The organism is Halomonas sp. SCS19 (genome assembly GCF_040147015.1).
Taxonomy (GTDB): domain Bacteria; phylum Pseudomonadota; class Gammaproteobacteria; order Pseudomonadales; family Halomonadaceae; genus Halomonas; species Halomonas litopenaei.
Map to the genome: position 1 here is coordinate 2,965,511 of NZ_JAMSHN010000001.1, position 19,944 is coordinate 2,985,454.

13 protein-coding genes and 1 pseudogene are annotated in these 19,944 nt (G+C 62.0%); 6 read left to right on the forward strand and 8 right to left on the reverse strand.

What is annotated here, in order from left to right; genetic code table 11:
• Positions 1-27: 27 nt before the first annotated feature.
• Together NFH97_RS12980 and NFH97_RS12985 are read right to left on the reverse strand one after the other, a co-directional pair.
• Positions 28-729 carry a GntR family transcriptional regulator gene (locus tag NFH97_RS12980; RefSeq protein WP_253028767.1) on the reverse strand — a complete coding sequence of 234 codons (702 nt, stop codon included), beginning with the start codon at positions 727-729 and terminating at the stop codon, positions 28-30.
• A gap of 262 nt (positions 730-991) precedes the next feature.
• Positions 992-1,738 (reverse strand): Crp/Fnr family transcriptional regulator, encoded by a 747-nt coding sequence (locus tag NFH97_RS12985; protein WP_045991981.1) that lies wholly within the window; start codon positions 1,736-1,738, stop codon positions 992-994.
• A gap of 178 nt (positions 1,739-1,916) precedes the next feature.
• On the opposite strand from NFH97_RS12985, the gene thpD reads away from it, so the two are divergent.
• From thpD to NFH97_RS13000, 3 genes are all read left to right on the forward strand, one after another.
• Positions 1,917-2,840, forward strand: coding sequence for an ectoine hydroxylase (gene thpD, locus NFH97_RS12990; RefSeq protein ID WP_045991982.1), 924 nt, complete (start codon positions 1,917-1,919; stop codon positions 2,838-2,840).
• Positions 2,841-2,929: 89 nt separating this feature from the next.
• Positions 2,930-3,139: a hypothetical protein gene (locus NFH97_RS12995; protein WP_108132360.1), complete on the forward strand. Its 210-nt coding sequence runs from the start codon at positions 2,930-2,932 to the stop codon at positions 3,137-3,139.
• A 125-nt stretch (positions 3,140-3,264) separates the two neighbouring features.
• Positions 3,265-3,618, forward strand: coding sequence for a DUF488 domain-containing protein (locus NFH97_RS13000; protein WP_349624912.1), 354 nt, complete (start codon positions 3,265-3,267; stop codon positions 3,616-3,618).
• A gap of 340 nt (positions 3,619-3,958) precedes the next feature.
• On the opposite strand, the pseudogene NFH97_RS13005 reads toward NFH97_RS13000, so the two are convergent.
• Positions 3,959-4,091 (reverse strand): annotated as a pseudogene (locus NFH97_RS13005) (helix-turn-helix domain-containing protein); the annotation flags it as partial.
• 361 nt (positions 4,092-4,452) lie between these two features.
• Between NFH97_RS13005 and NFH97_RS13010 the strand changes: the two are divergent.
• The gene (locus tag NFH97_RS13010; RefSeq protein WP_349624913.1) at positions 4,453-5,559 is read left to right on the forward strand and encodes a hypothetical protein; all 1,107 of its coding nucleotides are present in this window, start codon (positions 4,453-4,455) and stop codon (positions 5,557-5,559) included.
• Positions 5,560-6,347: 788 nt separating this feature from the next.
• Here NFH97_RS13010 and NFH97_RS13015 read toward each other — a convergent pair.
• Positions 6,348-7,163, reverse strand: coding sequence for an acyl-CoA thioesterase (locus NFH97_RS13015; RefSeq protein ID WP_045991987.1), 816 nt, complete (start codon positions 7,161-7,163; stop codon positions 6,348-6,350).
• A gap of 122 nt (positions 7,164-7,285) precedes the next feature.
• Here NFH97_RS13015 and tadA point away from each other — a divergent pair, with 122 nt between their 5' ends.
• Positions 7,286-7,738, forward strand: a complete 453-nt coding sequence (gene tadA / locus NFH97_RS13020) for a tRNA adenosine(34) deaminase TadA (protein WP_349624914.1) — start codon at positions 7,286-7,288, stop codon at positions 7,736-7,738.
• 86 nt (positions 7,739-7,824) lie between these two features.
• Here the strand turns inward: tadA and NFH97_RS13025 are convergent, their stop codons facing one another.
• From NFH97_RS13025 to mltF, 4 genes are all read right to left on the reverse strand, one after another.
• Positions 7,825-9,879: a GGDEF domain-containing protein gene (locus NFH97_RS13025; protein ID WP_349624915.1), complete on the reverse strand. Its 2,055-nt coding sequence runs from the start codon at positions 9,877-9,879 to the stop codon at positions 7,825-7,827.
• Positions 9,880-9,999: 120 nt separating this feature from the next.
• Complete coding sequence (locus NFH97_RS13030) at positions 10,000-12,024, reverse strand: GGDEF domain-containing protein (RefSeq protein ID WP_222516020.1); 2,025 nt, start codon at positions 12,022-12,024, stop codon at positions 10,000-10,002.
• A gap of 235 nt (positions 12,025-12,259) precedes the next feature.
• Positions 12,260-14,230 carry a GGDEF domain-containing protein gene (locus NFH97_RS13035; protein ID WP_349624916.1) on the reverse strand — a complete coding sequence of 657 codons (1,971 nt, stop codon included), beginning with the start codon at positions 14,228-14,230 and terminating at the stop codon, positions 12,260-12,262.
• 14 nt (positions 14,231-14,244) lie between these two features.
• Positions 14,245-15,720: a membrane-bound lytic murein transglycosylase MltF gene (gene mltF / locus NFH97_RS13040; RefSeq protein WP_349624917.1), complete on the reverse strand. Its 1,476-nt coding sequence runs from the start codon at positions 15,718-15,720 to the stop codon at positions 14,245-14,247.
• A gap of 140 nt (positions 15,721-15,860) precedes the next feature.
• Here mltF and purL point away from each other — a divergent pair, with 140 nt between their 5' ends.
• Positions 15,861-19,778 carry a phosphoribosylformylglycinamidine synthase gene (gene purL / locus NFH97_RS13045; protein ID WP_349624918.1) on the forward strand — a complete coding sequence of 1,306 codons (3,918 nt, stop codon included), beginning with the start codon at positions 15,861-15,863 and terminating at the stop codon, positions 19,776-19,778.
• Positions 19,779-19,944 lie beyond the last annotated feature (166 nt).

The window sequence follows — 19,944 nt, forward strand, 5'->3', positions numbered from 1 at the left end:
ACGCAAAAAAGGGCCGCGTCGGGAGGATCACGGGGGCGATGAGGTCGCGGTCGAGGTGTCGACGGTCACGTGCAATACCCGCGCGGCCAGCAGGTGGGCGCGCATCACGTTCTCCGCCCAGGCGGCGTTGCCGGCGCCGATGGCGATCAGCATCTCGCGGTGGTGCTGCATGCTGCGCTTGAGCGCCGAACGGTCGTAGCTGGCGAAATTGCGTCGGATGATCGAGGTACGCACCACGCTCTCGAGGATCTGGGCCAGACGCTGGTTGTCGCTGGCCTGGATCAACAGGCGGTGAAACTCGTGGTTGAGCGAGGCCAGCTCGCTGTGGCCCGCACCATCGAGGGGGCTCTCGGTCAGGGTCTCCATGCGCGAGGCCAGGTCGTCCAGATGGGCGAGGGTGTCAGCGTCGATGTGTCGGCAGGCGAGTCCGACCGCCATGGGTTCGAGTACCAGGCGCAGTTCGAACACTTCACGAGCGTCCTTTTCGGTCCACTCGGCCACCCTGGCGCCCTGATGGGGAATGGCCTCGAGCCAGCCCTCGGAGACCAGCTCCCGCAGCGCCTCGCGGACCGGGGTACGGCTGACCTCGAGTTCCCTGGCAACCGCCGCCTCACGCACGAATTCGAGCGGTCGATAGACGCCGTCGAGGATGCGTTGCTTGATGGCTTCATGGACCTGGGCGGTGGCCGTGCGGGCACCGCTGGCTTCGAGCGGGGTGGTCGGAGTCACGAGGAAATCTCTTACATTGCATACAATCGTAAGAGTAGAGGGCTTTATGGCTGGGCGAAGTTAGACTTTTGGTCGAAATTGCATGCAGCGTCTGGTGATTCCCCGGTGGTGGACCAGTCCTAGGCGCTGTCCGAAAAGTCGACGAGCGAAGGTTAGACAAGGCAAAAATCGGTGAGAAAGCGCAGTTTACGGGGTGTAAATGAGCATTTTTATCCGATTTTTAACGCCGTATTACCGAGCGCAGGCACTTTTCAGACAAGCCCTAGCCCACCGCGTCGTTGGCCGCGAATACGCTGTCGGCCAGGTAACGTTCGTCGAACTGGCCGGCATCGGCCAGGGCGGCCGGATCAGGCAGCAGCAGACGATGACGGTTCCGGTGCAGCAGGCCCTCCTCGTCGAGTGCGCTGAAGGTGCGACTGACGTGCACAGGACTCAGCCCCAGCACGTCGGCCAGCATTTCCTGGGACAGTGGCAGACGGATGCTGTGGTCTTCCTGCCGGCCAGCGGTCTTGGCCAGGCGCTCGTACATTTCCATGATGAAGTGGGCCAGCTTCTGCCTGGCGCTGCGTCGCGACAGGTTGACCAGGCGCTCGGTCAGCAGCACCTGCTGGCGGCTGGCCATGGCGAAGAGGATCGAGGTCAGGGTGGTCGACTGTTGAAAGATGTCGGTCAGACGGGCGTGGGGGAAGCGGCAGATGGTGCCGTCCTCGATCATCTGGACGCCGGTAAGACGCTGATGAAAGGCGTATTCGCGTAGCCCGATCACGTCGCCGGGGAGGTAGACCTCCAGGATCTGGCGCGCGCCGTCTTCCAGCTGCCGGTAGGAGAAGGCCCAGCCCTGGCTCAGGGTGAAGAAGTCCTGGGCAGGATCGCGTTCTTCCCAAAGGCTATCGCCGGCCTTGACCTCCAGCGGTGACTTCTCGAGCGCGCCCAGCAGCTGGCGATCGCCATCGCTGAGCGGGTGATAGTGGCGAAAATGCTTGACGATGCAGCTGTCCCGGTTCGACACGGCAAGGCTCCTTGCACGACAGGCTCGATGGAGAATGCGTATTAGGGGTTTACGTTAACTCAGGTTATGTCGGCGCGGTAGATACAGGCCCAGGATGGGGGTCCATCGCCGAGGTCGGTCAAGGCACAGCGTCTCCGGTCACGGCGATCCATTCTGGAATCGTTACGGAGGCGGAGTCATGACTTACGCACCCAACCAACTGTCGATCCGTTCGGATGATGGCTATCCCACACGGCTCGACGCGCCAATGGGCAATATCGCCCGCCATTGCCCGGTCGTCCATGCGACGCCCGAGCAGCGCCAGGCCGGGCCGCTCGACGAGCAGGAGCTGGCCGCATTCGAAGAACGTGGCTTTCTCTGGTTCGACAGCTTCTTTGAGGCCGACGACATCGAGCCTTTCTTCGATGAACTAAGCGCCATGGAGCGCGATCCCGAGCTGACCGGCAGCGACAAGGTCATCACCGATCCTGTCTCTGGCGCCATTCGTTCGGTGTTCGGCATGCACGAACTGTCCGAGCGCTTCGATCGCCTGACTCGCTCGCCGCGGCTTCTGAAGATCGTCGAGCAACTGCTCGGGGGCGGTGTCTACGTGCACCAGTCGCGGATCAACGACAAGGCCGGCTTTCAGGGCAGTGGCTTCGACTGGCACTCGGACTTCGAGACCTGGCACGCAGAAGACGGTATGCCCGGCATGCGCGCGCTGAGTGTCTCGCTGATGCTCACCGACAACGGCGAGTTCAACGGACCGCTGATGCTGGTGCCGGGGTCCCATCGCCAGTTTGTTCCCACCGTGGGACGCACCCCGGACCAGAACTGGGAGACCTCGCTCAAGGCGCAGCACATCGGCGTACCGACCCGGGAGCAGCTGGGACCGATCATCGAAAAGCAGGGCATCGAGGCGCCCAAGGGGCCGGCCGGGTCGATTCTGCTGTTCGACTGCAACGCGCTGCATGCGTCCAACAGCAACCTGTCACCGTGGCCGCGCTCCAACCTGTTCTTCGTCTACAACAGCGTCGACAACCGCCTGGTCACCCCCTTCGGCGCCAAGTCCCCACGGCCCGAGCACCTGGCGGCGCGCGAGCGCACGCCGGCACTGGGATGATCCGGCGCCTGCCAATGTCGGTAGATGGCTTCGCCCTTGGGCGTGGCCGCTCCCCATCAAGAGAAAAGAGCCATCAAGAGGAAACCCCCATGCACATTGGCGACACCCTGCTGATTGCCCGTGATCTGGTCATGGTAGCCGAGGACCAGTTGTCCTCGGGTAACACCGCCGAGATCATCGATACCTCGGCCCTGGTCGAAGGTGACGGTGACGACATACGTCTGCCGCGCTATCGGGTACTGATCGACGAGGTGGGGGAGCGGGATTGCTCCTGCACCATTCTCGAACGCCTCGAATAGTCGGGTGCTGGCGCCTGGTCTGACGATCGGCATCGGCATCGGCTGCGAGTGCCAAAGCCACACGGGGTGACGGCCGGGCCATGCGTCTGTTAAGGATGGAGCACATTCTCGGTCGTGGAGGCACGATGACGATTCAGCTCAAGCGGGCCTACGATGCGCCCGCCGACAACGACGGCTATCGGGTGCTGGTGGACAGGCTCTGGCCGCGGGGGATCGCCAAGGACGAGGCGCGTATCGATGAATGGATCAAGGAGGCCGCCCCCAGTGATGACCTGCGCAAGGCCTTTCACAGCGAAGCACTGGGCTGGGGCGAGTTTCGTCAGCGCTATCTGGCTGAGCTCAAGGCGCAGCGGGAAACGCTCAGACCCCTGGCCGAGCGCAGCCAGCAGCACAAGGTTACCCTGGTGTTTTCCTCGAAGGATGAGACCCACAACAACGCAGTGGTGCTCAAGGACTATCTGGCCATGCTGACCGGGTGACATTCGGGCGGACCACCGGGCATCACGGCCTCGAACCTCCGACCCACGCATTACGAAGGCGTTGCTCTACCTGCTGAGCTACACCGGCTTTCTTTAAAATCAATTAGGTATGATAGGTCGAGAAAGGCGAATCTACCCCGAGGCCTTCGAAGCCGCCTGACCGTGGTGGTTTAAAGTGTCTGAAGAGACGGGCAAGTCCAGTTGCTCATTCTGTTCATGGGTGTACGCCAATGGCCCAGACTCTTCGAGTTCTTGAACGATGTTTCCACCATTGGTGAGAGTATAATGACACCTCGTTCAGCAAGCCACCAAACAGTCCGCTTAACACTATCATGACGAGACGGCGTATCTCTCGCCTGATCGTCGATGGATACCGCTCGAGTAGAGCCGCCACCTGCCTGAGGCTAAAGCCTTGCGCGAGGCTGACTTGGATAGTCGCACGTTCTTCGATGCAGAGATTCAGAATAAGACATGGGTACAACACCTTACGAATTCGATCAGGTGTTGCACTCAGAATTTGCGACCATGGCTCTGATGTTGTATATCTTATGAGATTTTTGGCGAGCTGTATAAATGGTTGTTTTTTTGGGGTTGAGGACTGAAGTAAGAAAGGGAGATGTTACTGAGAGTCACGCTTCTATAGTAGGTTTTTTGGATGTTTGGAAAGCAAATAAAAAATAGATTATTATTACCATGAGTTTCAAGAGGTTAAGTTCCTCGGCGAGAAATTTGGTGTTGTGGTTTTTTCATAATTGTTTTTAAGTTATTGATTATTGATTATTGATTATTGATTATTAATTATTAATTATTGATTATTGATGAAAGGATGACGGGATGTATTTTAAGTACGCACCGGTTCGCGACGAAAAGAAAAGAGTGGATTATTATTTTGAGTTATCAAGAGGAAGAATTAAAGTCGTTATAATGCATGGTGAAGAAATATATTCTCGTGAAAACAATAGATATGTTTCTAGTTTTGAAAGTTGCTGTTGCGAAGTGAAGTATTTTTATTTTGATTCGAAGTTTTTTTATAACGATTCTTTGCATTGCTATATCACAAGAGATGCTGTTGGTGTCGGGGTCATAAACGCCGAATGTTTCCGGTTGCTTAAGCCGCACTGTGAAGATGTGATGGATAATTTGTCAGTAACTTATTCTGATTGGAACGAGGTGTTGGAAGATTCTAAAGAAGGCGATATGGATCTAAAGACATCGTTGTCTGAGTTTGATATTTTTATACATAGATGGAATCGCCGACTTAATGAGATAGTATGTCAAACACATAATTTATTCTGTCTTTTGAAATCTGAATATGCAAAGATTAATTCTAGGGAACCACCTTTCGCATCGCCTATTACAGTTAGATCTTTGAAGACTGCCGTATTGCAAAATGTGGCACTATATATCGAAGCAACTGCAAATTTCTTGTCAGAGTTGGCTTTGCAAATTAACTCATGTGTAGATGGAGCTCCTAGAAAGATAGCTGTATTGAATAAGGAGGATATTGTTAAGTTGAAAGAGGAAAGACGGTTTGTAAGTCTTGAAGAGAAAGTTAGACTCGCCCCTAAGTGTATCGGGACGCTTCTAAATTTTGAGTGCTCCATTGATAGAAGTGGGCGCCGTTGGTCAGATTTTAAAAAAATAAAGTCTAAAAGAGACCATCTTACTCATGTTAAATCAAGAACCATTTCTCTCGGTGATAGTCCTTCTCTTGACAGTATGCTGGCCGCTGTAGAACTGACTGATATGGACCTATTTGGATCTGTTGAGGTGCTGTGTTGGTTTAATTTCCATCTTGAGTCTATAATGTCGTTTGTTGGTGGGGACGCATTTTTGCGAGGACATAGGTATAATGGTCTTATCGTAAGTAAAATTGTTGTCTTGTCATCTTCATTCGCTGAAGTTGATGGTGGTCCAACTTTGGCTGAATTTTTCGAGTAGTTGATTAATATCTGGATTTATATGGTATTCCATAAGTTAAAAATGAGTTATGTTGCGTTTGTTTTAGTATGTTGTACTGTGTTCTTGTTGTTATAACTACAAAAAAAATCTACGCTCTGTGTGGCCCTTAACTCTCTAAAGATGGCTCAAAAAGCTCGAAACGTCCCAGTGTTCTTGAACAGCCCCATTGGCTCCTGTACCCCCTGTTTGAAATATCCCAATCCTCATCCCCGTTGGGCTCTCAGGAAGCCAGGCCACCCCCCTCTCCCGCAAGCCCTTCTATTCTCAAGCTAAGCATTGGCCTTGTCGGTTCTCACGGGACTTCAGCAAGCCTTGTAGGCGGGCAGGGCAGATAAAGCTTGTTGGATGGTGAGGCGTGACCAATCGTTTTGGCACGGAAAATCTGACAGCGTGACGATGTGCGTGGGCGGCAAGCGGTAAGTCACTTGCACATGCACTGGGTCGAACGTGGGTCTTTTCGTAGTGAGGCGTCGGGAAGGGTGGGGTATCATCCGGTCACGAGGTTGTGCGTGCTGACACCTAATCGACACCTAGAAGAGATTGGGGCTTCAGAAACGAAAAAGGCTCCTGCGTGAATGTTCACAAGAGCCTGATTCTGCTGAATTTTTGGTCGGAGTGACAGGGTTCGAACCTACGACCTCTGCCTCCCGAATGCGTTGCTCTACCTGCTGAGCTACACCGGCTTGGCGTCGCCTTCTCGAGCACACCTGGCCTGCCGCCCGCCGCTCTGGCGGGGTTGTTACCGTCTCTGGCTGGCCCCGCGTGTGCTAACCCTTTGTTTCCCTCAAGCGCGTCAGGCCTTCCTGGGCGCTGGAGGCCACCAGTTCGCCTTTTCGATTGTAGATACTGCCTCGAGCCAGGCCTCTGGCGCCGCCGGCCCAGGGGCTGTCCATGTCGTACAGCAGCCAGTCGTTGACGGCCACGTCCTGGTGAAACCACAGCGAGTGGTCGAGGCTGGCGATCTGCAGCTTGGGGTCGCCGAAACGGATGCCATGGGGCACCAGGGCGGTGGTCAGCAGGTTGAAATCCGAGCTGTAGGCGAGCAGGTAGCGATGCAGAGCGGGGTCATCGGGAAGCTCGCCATTGAGCCGGAACCACAACCGCTTGCGTGCGGGCGCGCCGTCCTCGGCGGTGTCTTCCACATGGCGAAATTCGATCGGGTGGCCGGGGAAGCGCAGGATCTCGTCGCTGTCGCCGGGCTCTGTTGCCTCGAGGGCGGGCATGCTGGCCTGGTGGCTCAGGCTGTGTTCCTGGCCATGGAAGGAAGCGCTGCAGAAGAAGATCGGACGGCCCTTCTGGATCGCGGTGATGCGGCGGGTGGTGAAGCTGCCTCCGTCACGAACGCGGTCGACCTGATAGACCACCGGCATGGCGGCGTCGCCGGGACGCAGGAAGTAGCCGTGCAGCGAGTGCACCTGACGCTCCGCCGCGACGGTCTGGGTGGCTGCCGACAGCGCCTGGCCCAGTACCTGGCCGCCGAACAGCTGGGGAAGCCCCAGGTCCTGGCTGCGTCCACGAAACAGGTTCTCTTCCAGCATTTCCAGGCCCAGCAGGTCTACCAGACCCTTCAAGGCGTCCGACATTCGCGTATCCTCCTTGCGCCGGGGTAGCCCGGCTAGTCGATGGCGGTGACACGGTGGCGATTGCCGTGCCCGCGACAATGGTTCAGCATTTGCCTGGGCTCAGTGTACGGGAGTGCAACACCTTGCGCAGTGACGAATTTTACATGCATCGAGCGCTGGAACTGGCCGAGTGGGCGGCCCAGGCAGGAGAGGTGCCGGTCGGTGCGGTGGTGGTAGACGCGGCCGGAGAGATCATCGGTCGCGGCGCCAATGGCCCCGTGGCGAGCCATGATCCCAGCGCCCATGCCGAGGTTCAGGCGCTCAGGGACGCCGGGGTGAGCCTGTCGAACTATCGGCTCGAGGGCTGCACGCTGTACGTGACGCTGGAACCCTGCATGATGTGCTCCGGGGCCATCATCCACGCCAGGATCCGGCGTCTGGTCTACGGTGCCGCGGAGCCTCGTTCCGGCATGGTCGAGTCCCGAGCCAACCTGTTCGCCCAGCCCTGGCACTTCCACCAGGTGGAGGTCGAAGGTGGGGTGCTGGCGAACCGAGCCTCTCGCCTGCTCAAGACGTTTTTTGCCGAGCGCCGATGAGCCTTTGCCGAAGCGCAAAGCACTGAGGCAACGTCGGCGGTGCCGACGGGTTGCTCAAGACTCCCGTTACAGGTTTCGAGCCTTGCTCAGGCGGTGAAGGGCGGTGTGTCCAGGTCCGATGCGCCGTCGACGGTATCCACGAAAAGCTCGACCCGGTCGCGTCCCTGGTGCTTCGCTGTATAGAGCGCCTGGTCCGCCTGCTGTATCAGGCGTGCCAGATCTAGCGGTGCCTGGTCCTGGCATGCCACCCCCAGGCTGATGGTCAGTGGCGTGCCGTCGTGATGAGCCAGCGGTGCCTGTCGGACGGCACGCCGCAGACGCTCGGCCACAGCGCTGGCTTCGGCTAGCCGTCCTTCGGGAATGATCACCAGAAACTCTTCCCCGCCGTAGCGCCCCAGCAGGCCGTCATCCCCCAGGGTCTCCTGTGCAAGTCGACCTACCGCCTTGAGCACTCTGTCGCCTTCGGCATGGCCGAGGCAGTCGTTGATGCGCTTGAAGTGGTCGATGTCGACAAGAATAACGCTAAGGGGCAAGCGCGCCCGCCAGGTCTGGGCGGTGGCCTGAAGGTGACGTCGGTTCGGCAGACCGGTGAGTTCGTCGTGGTCGGCGAGCCAGCTGAGTTGCTGCTGCAGGCGATGGCGAGTGCGGACCTCGCGGCGAAGGTCTCCGTTGGAGCGTGCAAGCGCACGATGCTGGGAGGCCATCTGGTGCTGGCTGAACAATGTCAGATAGAGGAACTGGCTGAACAGCAGACCCAGCATCAGGGTGACAGCCGGAAGACGGCTGCGCAGGCGCGTCAGCAATCGGGTATCGGGGCGCAAGGTCAGCTCGAGCGGTAGATAGGCTGTGTCGACTGTCACCGCCTTATTGTCGGGTCGATGCAGGGGAATGGCGTCGAGGGGAACAGATACTGTCCACGGGGCCGGATGCCCCTCCATGGGCCATTCCTTGATCAGACGGTTGTGGTAGGTAAGTCGGACCTGCAGGCTCCCCGCCCCCGAGGGGGGATGCGTATACATATTCTCGGCCATGGCTGACAGTGACAAGGTCGCTGCCAAGTGCCCGAGCGGCTTTCCACCGGGACGGCGAATCGGTAGCGAGAGCGTGATCTTCATCGTCGGTGCAGGAGCGTCGATGGCGAGGGTAGTGATCTGGGCCGCCGGGGGGAGCACCGCGGCAGGTTGAGGCATATCAGTGGACCTGGGGACGACTGTGGTCGCGGGGCTTCGCACATTGCCGCCGGTCACTTCGACGTAGCGCAGCGTCGCAAGGTAGGGAAAGTGGTCGCGAAGAGGTCGCGTCAGGTGCTGCCAGCGTTCGGTAGAGGGCGGGAGCGGCGATTGTTCGAGGAAAACCTGCAAATGTTGCAGGGAGTGTCGAAAGTCATTGAATTCGCTAGCCAGGCGTTCCTCCATGGCACGGCCTTCGCGCTGTCCTAGATATTGCAGTTCGCCATCGGCCTGAATCTCCAGGTACTGCCAAAGTGCCAGGGTCATCACGACCAGAAGTGTCGAAGGCCAAAGCCCACGCCTGAGACTGTCGCGGGTGGGACGCCAGCCGCTTACCACGCCCACCCACTGGCCGGCCAGCAACAGGCCGAGGACGGCGGTGACGGTGAGCGAGTGGGCGTGCAGCAGTGCCGCTGAAGGCAGCCAGTGATGCAGTGGTGTCTGGTCCAGCAGCAACAGCAGCAAGCAGGACATGTGGAGCAAGGGGACCCCCAGGCTCGAGCGCGTGCGCGCCAGTATCCCCAGGGTCAGCAGCGTCAGCACGACCAGTTCGACCAGCGGCGGGCGCCAGTCCAGCAGAGTCGAAGGCGCTGTCAGCCAATGGAAGGGTTCGGACAGGCGCTCCAGTGACAGCCAGTCTTCCGGTGCACAGGTGCCGAATAGCAGAGTGACCAGGCACAGACACAGTGGCCATAGCACCAGGGCACTGGTGAAGACCCCCTTGCGTGTCCATCGCCATTGACCGATGGCTACGATAAGGGCCAGCGCCAGGGTCGTCTGATTCGCTGGCAGAGACGCTACCCGCGTATCGAGCACGGTGAGGGAGGCGACTGCCAGCACCAGGGCGAGCAGGGTCAGCCCTTGGCTCAATAGCCGGTAGTGACGAACAACGGGTGTCGAGGTGTACCACATTCAGGCGTTCCAACCCTGGCGGCTCGCGGCCTGACTGGCCGCGCTACGACCAGCTTACCCAGGCGCTGAACGAGGCTCAGGAAGAAGTGCGCCGCCTCGCGCCAGTGGGATTGACCTGAGTCAGGAGTGCAACAGACCGCTGGGCTCTGTGGCCTCGCTGGGCTCGGCAGCGGGCTTCGCCTCGGCGATCTCCACCCGATTGCGGCCCAGCCGCTTGGCACGATACAGCGCCATATCCGCTCGATGCAGCAAGTCCCTTGGCACAACGGGGCCGTCGGTCTGGGTGATCAGGCCGATACATACCGTCATGGGACTGCCGTCTTCGTGTTGTACGCCGCAGGCCTGCACCTCTCGCCTCAGGTGTTCTGCCCAGGCATGTACCCAGGCGATATCGCCCTGTGGCAGATAGACCACGAATTCCTCGCCGCCGTAGCGGGCCAGCACGCCACCCTGTGGAAGCAGTTTCTGCGCGCAGGCGGCGAAGCGCTTGAGTGCCTGGTCTCCGGCTTGATGGCCTTGTTGGTCGTTGATGCGCTTGAAATGGTCGAGGTCACATAACAGCAGACTGAGAGGGTTCTGTCCGGCGTTCGTCGGCAGGCTGGCGAGAAAGGTGCGTCGATTGGCCAGGCCCGTGAGGTCGTCGTGTCCTGCCAGCCATTCGATGTTTTTCTGCAGGCGTGAACGACGCCGCATCTCTCGGCGTAGTTCGAGATTGGTATCGGCAATCTGGCGGTGCTGCTGGCGCTGCCGATGGCGGCTGAACAACAGCAGGTAGAGCAGCAGAGCCATGATCAGGCCGGTGCACAGCGTTGAACTCGGATAGTGCAGCTTCAGGTGCTCCAGCAAACGGCGGTTGGGGCTGAGCTCCAGGCTCAGGGTATGGGACAGCAGACGAACGTCGCTGACGAGCCTCCAGGGCGAATTAGCCGCTGACGTCGGTACCCGCCATAGGGTGCTGTCGCCGTCTTTCAATGTCAGCGTCATGGCGTCCGGTATATCGGCGAGCGCGGGCAGGAGATTGGAAGCTAAGGCGTCGAGGCTGAAGACCATGGCGACCGAACCCAGCAGCCGATCACCATCCACCGTGTGTATCGGCAGAAAGTGGATGATGCCCCAGCCTCCATCGGGCAGTGGCAGGATATCCGATGACACCGCGTCGCGCTGGTGAAAGCTCTGCTGCAGCACTTCCATCAGTGGCTGGTCGAGGGCTCCATCCAGCAAGCGCATGCCCGGGTAGGCCTGGTGCCAGTTGTCGTCGGGATAGAGGTGCTCGACCCGTCCGGAGGGATCGATCAGGGCCAGCAGGGGCAGTTCCGGGAAGTCGTTCATAAAGCTCTGGGCTTCGTGGCGCCACATCGATGCCGAGGGCAGGCGTTGATCGATCTCCCAGACCAGATGGAAGCGATGCATGGCTCGAAGGGTGTCGTCGATGCGGTCTGTCATCGTTGCCGACAGGCGATCGGTCTCCCGCTGGGCACGTTCGAATAGCTGTCGATTGGCCTCGCTGTCCTGCTGGCACCACAGCAGAACCGTTGCCGTGGCAATAAGAAGACCGGGGCCCAGGGCGCGCAACAGGCTCGCCTGGTTATGGCGCCAGCCGGTCACCACCGCCAGGAACTGGGTCAGCAACAGCAGCCCGCTGCCCGCCAGCGCCCAGGGCCCCGCGGGTGGGGTCAGTGGTGGCAAGGCCTCGGGTGATGTCACCTGGTAGGCCAGGGTCCCCCACAGCAGGACGGCGATGGCGTGCAGCAAGGGGGTGCCCAGGCTGGCACGGGTGCGCAGGGCAAGACTCAAGGCCAGGCACGCCAGCAGCAGGCTGTCGGCCAACCCCGGCCACTGCCAGGAAAGGCGTGGGTGGCCAGTATCGAGCGGCGCCGGTGGATCGAAAGTCGCCAGAGACAGCCAGCCCTGGGGCAGGGTTTCGCCGGCCACGCCGATCAGCAGAGCGGCCAACACCGCCACCACCAGCGTCAGACTCAAGCCCAGCCGCTGGCGATACCAGGCCAGTTGAGCAAGACCGATCAAGCCGCCCAGGACCAGGGTGGGCAAGGTGGTCGAGGCGGTAGTCCCGGCGAGGCTGGCGCAGAGCCCCGCAATGTACAGTGCCAGGGACAACAGTGTCAGCGGGATTCTGAGACGTAGCATGTACCCACTTTTCAGGCGAGGAGCTGGCGGTTGTTGGGCGTTGTGGTCAGCGAAATATTTCGCCGAACCGATCAGCGAGAAGAATAGACGTTCGGGGGATTGTGCTGGAAAATGCGGCCAAGTGGGCGCGGAACCGAGCCTTTCCTGATGTAGATCAAGGACATCGAAGGGGCAGGTGGGTGTCTGGTTGGCGCCGGGTGTTGAGGCCGCGCGCCAGATTCGCGCGAGGCCGAGCTCAGGCGGGTGACGTGCACGCCTCGATGCGATTACGCCCCTGTCGCTTGGCTCGATAAAGTGCCAGGTCCGCGCGATGGAGCAGGTCTTCGGCGATCAGGTCGCCGGCGCCGTGGCTGGCGATGCCGATGCTCACCGTCATGGGGCGCCCATCGGCATGCTCAACGCCGCAGTTCATCACGCTCTGGCGCAGGGATTCGGCGATCTCGACGGCCTCGTCCGCGGCCACCCCGGTCAGCAGGGCCACGAATTCCTCGCCGCCGTAACGGGCCAGCACCACCCCTTCGGGCATCGCCAGGCGTCCCACTCGGGCGAAGCGACGAAGCGCCTCGTCCCCCGCCTGGTGGCCGAGCTGGTCATTGATGCTCTTGAAGTGATCGATGTCACACAGAAGAACGCTCAGCGGGCGGCACTCCTGCTGTTCTCGCAACGTCGACATGAACAGGCGGCGGTTGGGCAGCAGCGTCAGCTCGTCGTGGCCGGCAAGCCACTCCACCTCACGCTGCAGTTCGGTACGATGGCGGACCTCTCGGCGCAGCTCCTCGTTGGAGCGGTACATCGACGAGTGTTGTACCGACATGCGGTGGTGGCCGAATACCACCATGTACAGCAGGTAAGCCAGCAGCAGCCCGATGCTGAGACTGGCCACCGGCTGGCGCGAACGCAGACCTAGCAGGTAGCCGGTGGAGGCGTTCAAGGCGACGGTCAGCTCTTGTTCGTCGAGGGCAAGCAGGCTCAGCATGGTCCATGGGCCTGGCGACTCGCTGGTCGGCCAGTCGCGAATGGTGTCACCGTCCACGGCGAAGCGCATGCGGATATGCTCACGGTCCAGCAGGGTCTCGGCGTAGAGCTTGTCGGCCAGCACCGGGAGGCTGAGCACCATGGCCGCAGCGCCGGTGACGCGCTGCTGGTCGGGGGAGGTGATCGGCAGGTAGTAGATCATGCCGGGCATCCCCTGCAGCAGTGGCACGACGCCGGTGTGGCCCTCCTGGTTGTCGGAAAGTGCCTTCGCCAGTGCGTCGACGTAGGGGCGGTCCACGTCTAGTGCATTGATGCCGATGATCGCCCGGTTGCTGTCATCGCGTGGGTGGACAAGGCGGATGGTACCGTCGGCTTCGATATAGGCGATGTTGAGAAAGTAGCTGAAGTCCTGGTGGTAAAAGGCGGCCTGGCGCTCCCACTCTTCGGCGCTGGGGGCCTCTTCCAGCAGGCTCCAGAAGCTGGCGAAACGTCTCACTGCCTCCAGGTGGGCCGTTATCTCGGCGCCAAGCTGAGTCGCCAGACGATCCGATTCGCCCTGCAGCTCGTCTTGAAGCTGCTGGTCCACGTACACACGTTGCTGGTTCCAGACGAACAGACTGACCAGCACCAGGGCGAGCGAGGGAATCAGGCTGCGCAGGATGCTGATCCGGGTGTGGCGCCACCCCGAGACCACGCCGACGAACTGGGCGACCAGCAACAGCGCCAGCAACAGCATGCTGGCGGGGGTGCCTGCCAGGTTCTGCGGCGAGCGGATCTCGTCGGTGATCACCAGCAGCGCTTCGGTGACCAGTAACAGCGCCGCCAGCGCCTGCAGCAGCGGGGCGGCCAGGCTCGCCCGGGTGCGTCCCAGCAGCCCGCCAGTCAGCGCCAGCAGGATGAGCAGCTCCATCAAGGGCGGTCGAAGATCGTCGAGGCCCTGGACCCCGGGTAGCCGCGATGCCCATTGGTCGAGCGTGACGTAAGAGATCAGGGCTTCGGGCAGCAGGTAGCTGGCCAGGCCCAGCAGCAGGATCGCCAGCACCGGCAACAGACACACGACCGACATCCTCACCCCACGCCAGTACCACATCGCCTGGCCGATGCCGGTCAGCAGCAGCAGGGTCCAGCTGGCGCTGTGGCTCTGATCCTGGATCATCGAGGGATCGACGATCAGTCCTGCCGTGGCCAGCAGGATGACCAGCAGCGTCATGGACAGGGCAATTCGAGACATGAAGGCAAGGTGTCCTAGGGCATGGGGGGCACGAGTTCGAAGATCTCGGCGTCGGCTTGATCGGGCAGGCGGGCATTCAGCTGGTGGAACTGCTGCTGGCTGCGATCGACGTAGTCGAGGATCTCGAGATAGCGGCGAATATTCTGCACATAGATGACCGGTTCGCCACCCCTTGCGTAGCCGTGGCGTGTCTTGCTGTGCCACTGGCTTTCCTGCAACAGGGGCAGCGCCTCACGCACATCACGCCACAGATCCGGGTTGCCACCCCGCATCCGGGCGATGTCACGGGCGTCATACAGATGGCCGAGGCCCACGTTGTAGGCCGCGAGCGCCATGTAGAGGCGGTCCTCACCGGTGATCGACTCGGGCAATCGCTGTTCGACGCTGCGCAGATAGCGTGCGCCGCCCTCGATGCTCTGGGCCGGGTCCAGCCGGTTCGATACTCCGACTTCCTCGGCGGTGGCGTTGGTCAGCATCATCAGCCCACGCACCCCGGTGGGCGACGTCGCCTCCGGGTCCCAGTGGGACTCTTGATAACCCACCGCTGCCAGCAGCTTCCAGTCGAAGTGCTGCGCGCGGGCGGCCTCTCGAAACAGGGCATCAAAGCGGGGTAGGCGCTTGTTGACGTGGTTGATGAAGACCCGGGCGCCAACGTACTCGAGATAGTCGTCATGACCGAAGTAGCGGGCGGTGAGGCGGTCGAGTTCACCGTCTGCGCGAAGCTCGTCGAAGAACGTATTGGCGCGTTCGATCAGCGCCAGACCGTCTTTCCCGGAGAAGGCCCAGGCCATGGTCACCGGCTCGCCGATGTCGAAGCCGTCTTCCACTTCGGGGAAGAACAGACGATTGAGGCGGAACTGGTGGGCGTACACCACCGCGGCGTCCAGCTCGCCATCCTCGATGCGCCTGAGCAGCGAAGCGATCTCCAGGTCTTCCGCTTCCTTCCAGCTGAGGCGAGGGTGCTCGCACTGCAATTCGTGCATGACGCGGCTGATGCCGGTGCCCTTGGCGATGCCGATGTTCCAGTCCTTGAGGTCATCGAGCGCCTTGGGCGGCTGCAGTCCTCGGCGATACACCACCATCGGCTGCATCGACAGGATCGGGCGGGAAAACACCAGGCCTTCCGCCAGCGGGTCCAGCGGCAGGGCGGCCGCGCCGAGGTCGCCCTGGTGGCGCACCGCGTCGAGCACGCTCTGCACATGGTGGTCATCGCTCAGGTTCAGGCTGACCCCGAGGCGGTCGGCGAAGCGACGCATCAGTTCGTACTCGAAGCCGGTAGGTCCCTGGCGCCCCTCGTAGTAGGTAAAGGGGGTATTGCGGGTGTGCACGGTGATGAAATCACGTGCCAGTACTCGCTCCAGGGCAGCGCTTGAGGAGGGGCCGGGCGGTGTTGGCCAGAGCGCCCACAGCAGGCCCAGGCCACTGGCGGCAAGGATGCGCAGGCGCCGCGCATGACGGAAACCGTCCTTCATCGGGGCAAAATCGCTCATGGTGGAGCGCCCACCTTACCCAGCCCACGGGGCGCTGTCATCCGCATCGATTTCTCGCACCCGTCGGTTTCCAGTATCATATGCCGTCTCGCCCGCCGCGGCCCCCTTCTTTTATCGCTGATCTTCAGAGGCTCCTGGATATGCTCGAACTGCGCGGAGCGCCCGCCCTGTCCACCTTCCGTCACGCCAAGCTGCTGGCTCAACTGCGTGTGTCCGTCCCCGAGATCGAGGCGCTGCACGCCGAGTATGTGCACTTTGCCGATCTGGAGCGGGAGCTCGATGCCACCGAACTGAGCCTGCTCGAGCGCCTGCTCGACTACGGGCCGGCACAGCAGGATAGCGATGTGGAGGGGCTCGTGTTGCTGGTGGTGCCACGTATCGGCACCCAGTCTCCCTGGTCATCCAAGGCTACCGACATTGCCCACAACTGCGGTTTGACCCAGATCAACCGCCTGGAGCGCGGCATCCTCTATCGCATCAAGGTGCGCGGTACGCTGAAGGAAGCCCACTTCGACGCCATTGTCGCCGGCCTGCACGACCGCATGACCGAGACGGTGCTGCGAGACAGCTCCGACGCCGCCACCCTGTTCGCCCACCATGAGCCGGCGCCGCTGGGCCAGGTGGACGTGCTCGAGGGCGGCCGTACAGCGCTTGAGGTCGCCAATCGCGAGCTGGGACTCGCCCTGGCCGAGGACGAGATCGACTACCTGGTCGAGGCGTTTGTCGAGCTGGGCCGCAACCCCAGCGACGTCGAGCTGATGATGTTCGCCCAGGCCAACTCCGAGCACTGCCGCCACAAGATCTTCAACGCCGACTGGGTCATCGACGGCGAGGCCCAGAGCCACTCGCTGTTCAAGATGATCAAGAACACCTTCGAGGCCTCGCCGGACGGCATCCTGTCGGCCTACAGCGACAACGCTGCGGTGATCAAGGGCAGCGAGGCGCGTCGCTTCTTCGCCACCCCGCTGACCGGGCGTGACGGTGAGCGCGCCAGCTACGGCGGGGAAGTGGAGCCGATCCACATCCTGACCAAGGTCGAGACCCACAACCACCCGACCGCCATCGCGCCTCATCCCGGCGCGGCCACCGGTGCCGGCGGCGAGATCCGCGACGAAGGCGCCACCGGCGTCGGCGGCAAGCCCAAGGCGGGGCTGACCGGCTTTACCGTGTCCAACCTGCGTATCCCCGAGTTCGTGCAGCCCTGGGAGGCGTTCGACTACGGCAAGCCCGAGCGCATCGTCAACGCCCTGGAGATCATGCTCGAGGGCCCCATCGGCGGCGCCGCCTTCAACAACGAATTTGGCCGTCCCAACCTCACCGGCTACTTCCGTACCTACGAGCAGGACGCCCTCGGTGCCAGCGGCATCGAGCGTCGCGGCTACCACAAGCCGATCATGATAGCCGGCGGCTACGGCAACATCCGCGAGCAGCACGTGGCCAAGGGCGAGATCCCGGTGGGCGGCAAGCTGATCGTGATGGGTGGCCCGGCGATGTTGATCGGGCTCGGCGGCGGTGCAGCGTCGTCGATGGCCTCCGGCTCGTCGAGCTTCGATCTCGACTTCGCTTCTGTTCAGCGCGACAACCCCGAGATCGAGCGGCGTGCCCAGGAGGTCATCGACCGCTGCTGGGCGCTGGGTGACGACAACCCCATCTGCTTTATCCATGACGTAGGCGCCGGTGGTCTGTCCAACGCCTTGCCGGAACTGGTCAAGGACGGCGATCGTGGTGGTCTGTTCAGCCTGCGCGAGGTGCCCAACGCCGAGCCCGGCATGAGCCCGCTGGAGATCTGGTGCAACGAGGCCCAGGAGCGCTACGTGCTGGCGGTGGCACCTGCGGATCTCGAGACCTTCGACGCCCTGTGCCGGCGCGAACGCTGCCCTTACGCGGTGGTCGGCGAGGCCACCGCAGAACACCACCTGGCGGTGGTGGACGGCCACTTCGACACCCGCCCGGTGGACCTGCCGATGAGCGTGCTGTTCGGCAAGCCACCCAAGATGCAGCGTGAATTCGAGCGTGCCCCGCTGGAACTGCCGGGTGTGATGCTCGACAACCTGGACCTGCGCGAGGCGCTGGATCGCGTGCTGCGTCTGCCCACCGTGGCCTCCAAGAGCTTCCTGATCACCATTGGCGACCGCTCGATCACCGGCCAGGTCGCGCGTGACCAGATGGTCGGTCCCTGGCAGGTGCCGGTGGCCGACGTGGCGGTGACCACGGCAAGCTTCGATACCCACGCCGGTGAGGCCATGGCCATGGGCGAGCGGTCGCCGGTGGCGCTGATCGACCCCGCCGCCAGCGCGCGCCTGGCAGTGGCCGAGTCGATCACCAACCTGGCCGCTGCTCCGATCGCCCAGCTTGGCGACATCAAGATGTCGGCCAACTGGATGAGCGCGGCGGACCATGAAGGCGAGAACCAGGCGCTGTATGACGCCGTGCACGCCGTCGGCATGGAGCTGTGCCCGGCGCTGGGCATCGCGGTGCCGGTGGGCAAGGACTCCATGTCCATGCGCACCGCCTGGGAGCAGGACGGTGAGCAGAAGGCGGTGACCTCGCCGCTGACCCTGGCGATCACCGGCTTCGCTCCGGTCACCGACGCCATGAAGACACTGACCCCGCAGATTCGCCTCGACCAGGACGAAAGCGACCTGCTGCTGATCGACCTGGGCGCCGGCAAGAATCGTCTGGGTGGCTCCGCCCTGGCCCAGGTCTACGGTCAGGTCGGCAACGACTGCCCGGACCTGGACGACGCCGAGGACCTCAAGGCGTTCTTCAGCGTCATCCAGGGGCTCAACGCCGACGGTCGACTGCTGGCCTACCACGACCGCAGCGACGGTGGCCTGATCGTCACCCTGCTGGAGATGGCCTTCGCCGGCCGCGCCGGGCTCGAGATCAAGCTCGACTGGTTGATCGACGAGGCCGCCGAGGCGGTGGACGCGCTGTTCAGCGAGGAGTTGGGGGCGGTCATCCAGGTCAGCCGTGAGCACACCGAAGAGGTGCTGGCCCAGTTCGCCGCCGCCGGTATCGAGACCTGCGGCGTCATCGCCCGTCCGCGCTACGACGACCAGATCCGCGTGACCCTTTTCGAGGAGCCGTTGCTGGAGACCACCCGGCAGCTGACCCAGCGCACCTGGAGCGAGACCAGCTACCGCCTGCAGGCCCTGCGCGACAACCCCGAGTGCGCCAAGAACGAGTTCGACAACCTGCTCGACACCCGTGACCCGGGTCTGAGTGCCAGCCCGACCTTCGACGTCGACGAGGACATCAGCGCGCCCTTCGTCAACAGCGCACGTCCGCGTGCCGCCATCCTGCGCGAGCAGGGCGTCAATGGTCACCTGGAGATGGCCTGGGCCTTCGACAAGGCCGGATTCGAGGCGGTCGACGTGCACATGAGCGACCTGCTTGAGGGACGTGTCGGTCTCGACGAGTTCAAGGGGCTGGCCGCCTGCGGTGGCTTCTCCTACGGTGACGTGCTCGGCGCCGGCGGTGGCTGGGCCAAGTCGGTGCTGTTCAACCCCCGTGCCCGCGAGCAGTTCGCCGACTTCTTCGCGCGCGAAGATAGCTTCGCACTCGGCGTGTGCAACGGCTGCCAGATGCTGTCCCAGCTCAAGGAGCTTATCCCCGGCGCCGAGAACTGGCCGCGCTTCGTGCGTAACGAGTCCGAGCAGTTCGAGGCCCGAGTGGCCATGGTGCAGGTGGAGAAGACCCCGTCGATCCTGCTGGCCGGCATGGAAGGCTCGCGCCTACCCATCGCTGTGGCCCATGGCGAGGGCCGCGCCGAGTTTCGCGATAGCGCCCACCTGCGCAGCATGCAGGGCTCGGGCCAGGTGGCCCTGCGCTATATCGACAACTACGGCCAGTGCACCACCCGCTATCCGGCCAACCCCAACGGCTCGCCCTCCGGTATCACCGGCCTGACCACGCCGGATGGCCGGGTGACGATCATGATGCCCCACCCGGAGCGGGTGGTGCGTGCCGTCACCAACTCCTGGCGGCCGGCCGAGTGGAGCCAGGACGGCGCCTGGCTCAGGCTGTTCCGCAATGCCCGGGTGTGGCTGGGCTGATCCTCCAGTCCCTCCAGACCCACGACAACGCCGCCTGCGGGCGGCGTTGTCGTATCCGGGACAACGTCAGGTGTTGTATCGAGCGGCGTCAGGTGCCAAGTTGAAGTTCCCGCTTTCGCAGTTTCGCCCCCTTTATCGATCACCTGACCGGCCACCTTATCGACGG

Bases quoted from the DNA above. Each gene is read 5' to 3' on its own strand.
- thpD (WP_045991982.1), top strand. From the start codon at position 1,917: ATGACTTACGCACCCAACCAACTGTCGATCCGTTCGGATGATGGCTAT.
- NFH97_RS12995 (WP_108132360.1), top strand. From the start codon at position 2,930: ATGCACATTGGCGACACCCTGCTGATTGCCCGTGATCTGGTCATGGTA.
- NFH97_RS13000 (WP_349624912.1), top strand. From the start codon at position 3,265: ATGACGATTCAGCTCAAGCGGGCCTACGATGCGCCCGCCGACAACGAC.
- NFH97_RS13010 (WP_349624913.1), top strand. From the start codon at position 4,453: ATGTATTTTAAGTACGCACCGGTTCGCGACGAAAAGAAAAGAGTGGAT.
- NFH97_RS13015 (WP_045991987.1), bottom strand. From the start codon at position 7,163: ATGTCGGACGCCTTGAAGGGTCTGGTAGACCTGCTGGGCCTGGAAATG.
- NFH97_RS13025 (WP_349624915.1), bottom strand. From the start codon at position 9,879: ATGTGGTACACCTCGACACCCGTTGTTCGTCACTACCGGCTATTGAGC.
- NFH97_RS13030 (WP_222516020.1), bottom strand. From the start codon at position 12,024: ATGCTACGTCTCAGAATCCCGCTGACACTGTTGTCCCTGGCACTGTAC.
- NFH97_RS13035 (WP_349624916.1), bottom strand. From the start codon at position 14,230: ATGTCTCGAATTGCCCTGTCCATGACGCTGCTGGTCATCCTGCTGGCC.
- mltF (WP_349624917.1), bottom strand. From the start codon at position 15,720: ATGAGCGATTTTGCCCCGATGAAGGACGGTTTCCGTCATGCGCGGCGC.
- purL (WP_349624918.1), top strand. From the start codon at position 15,861: ATGCTCGAACTGCGCGGAGCGCCCGCCCTGTCCACCTTCCGTCACGCC.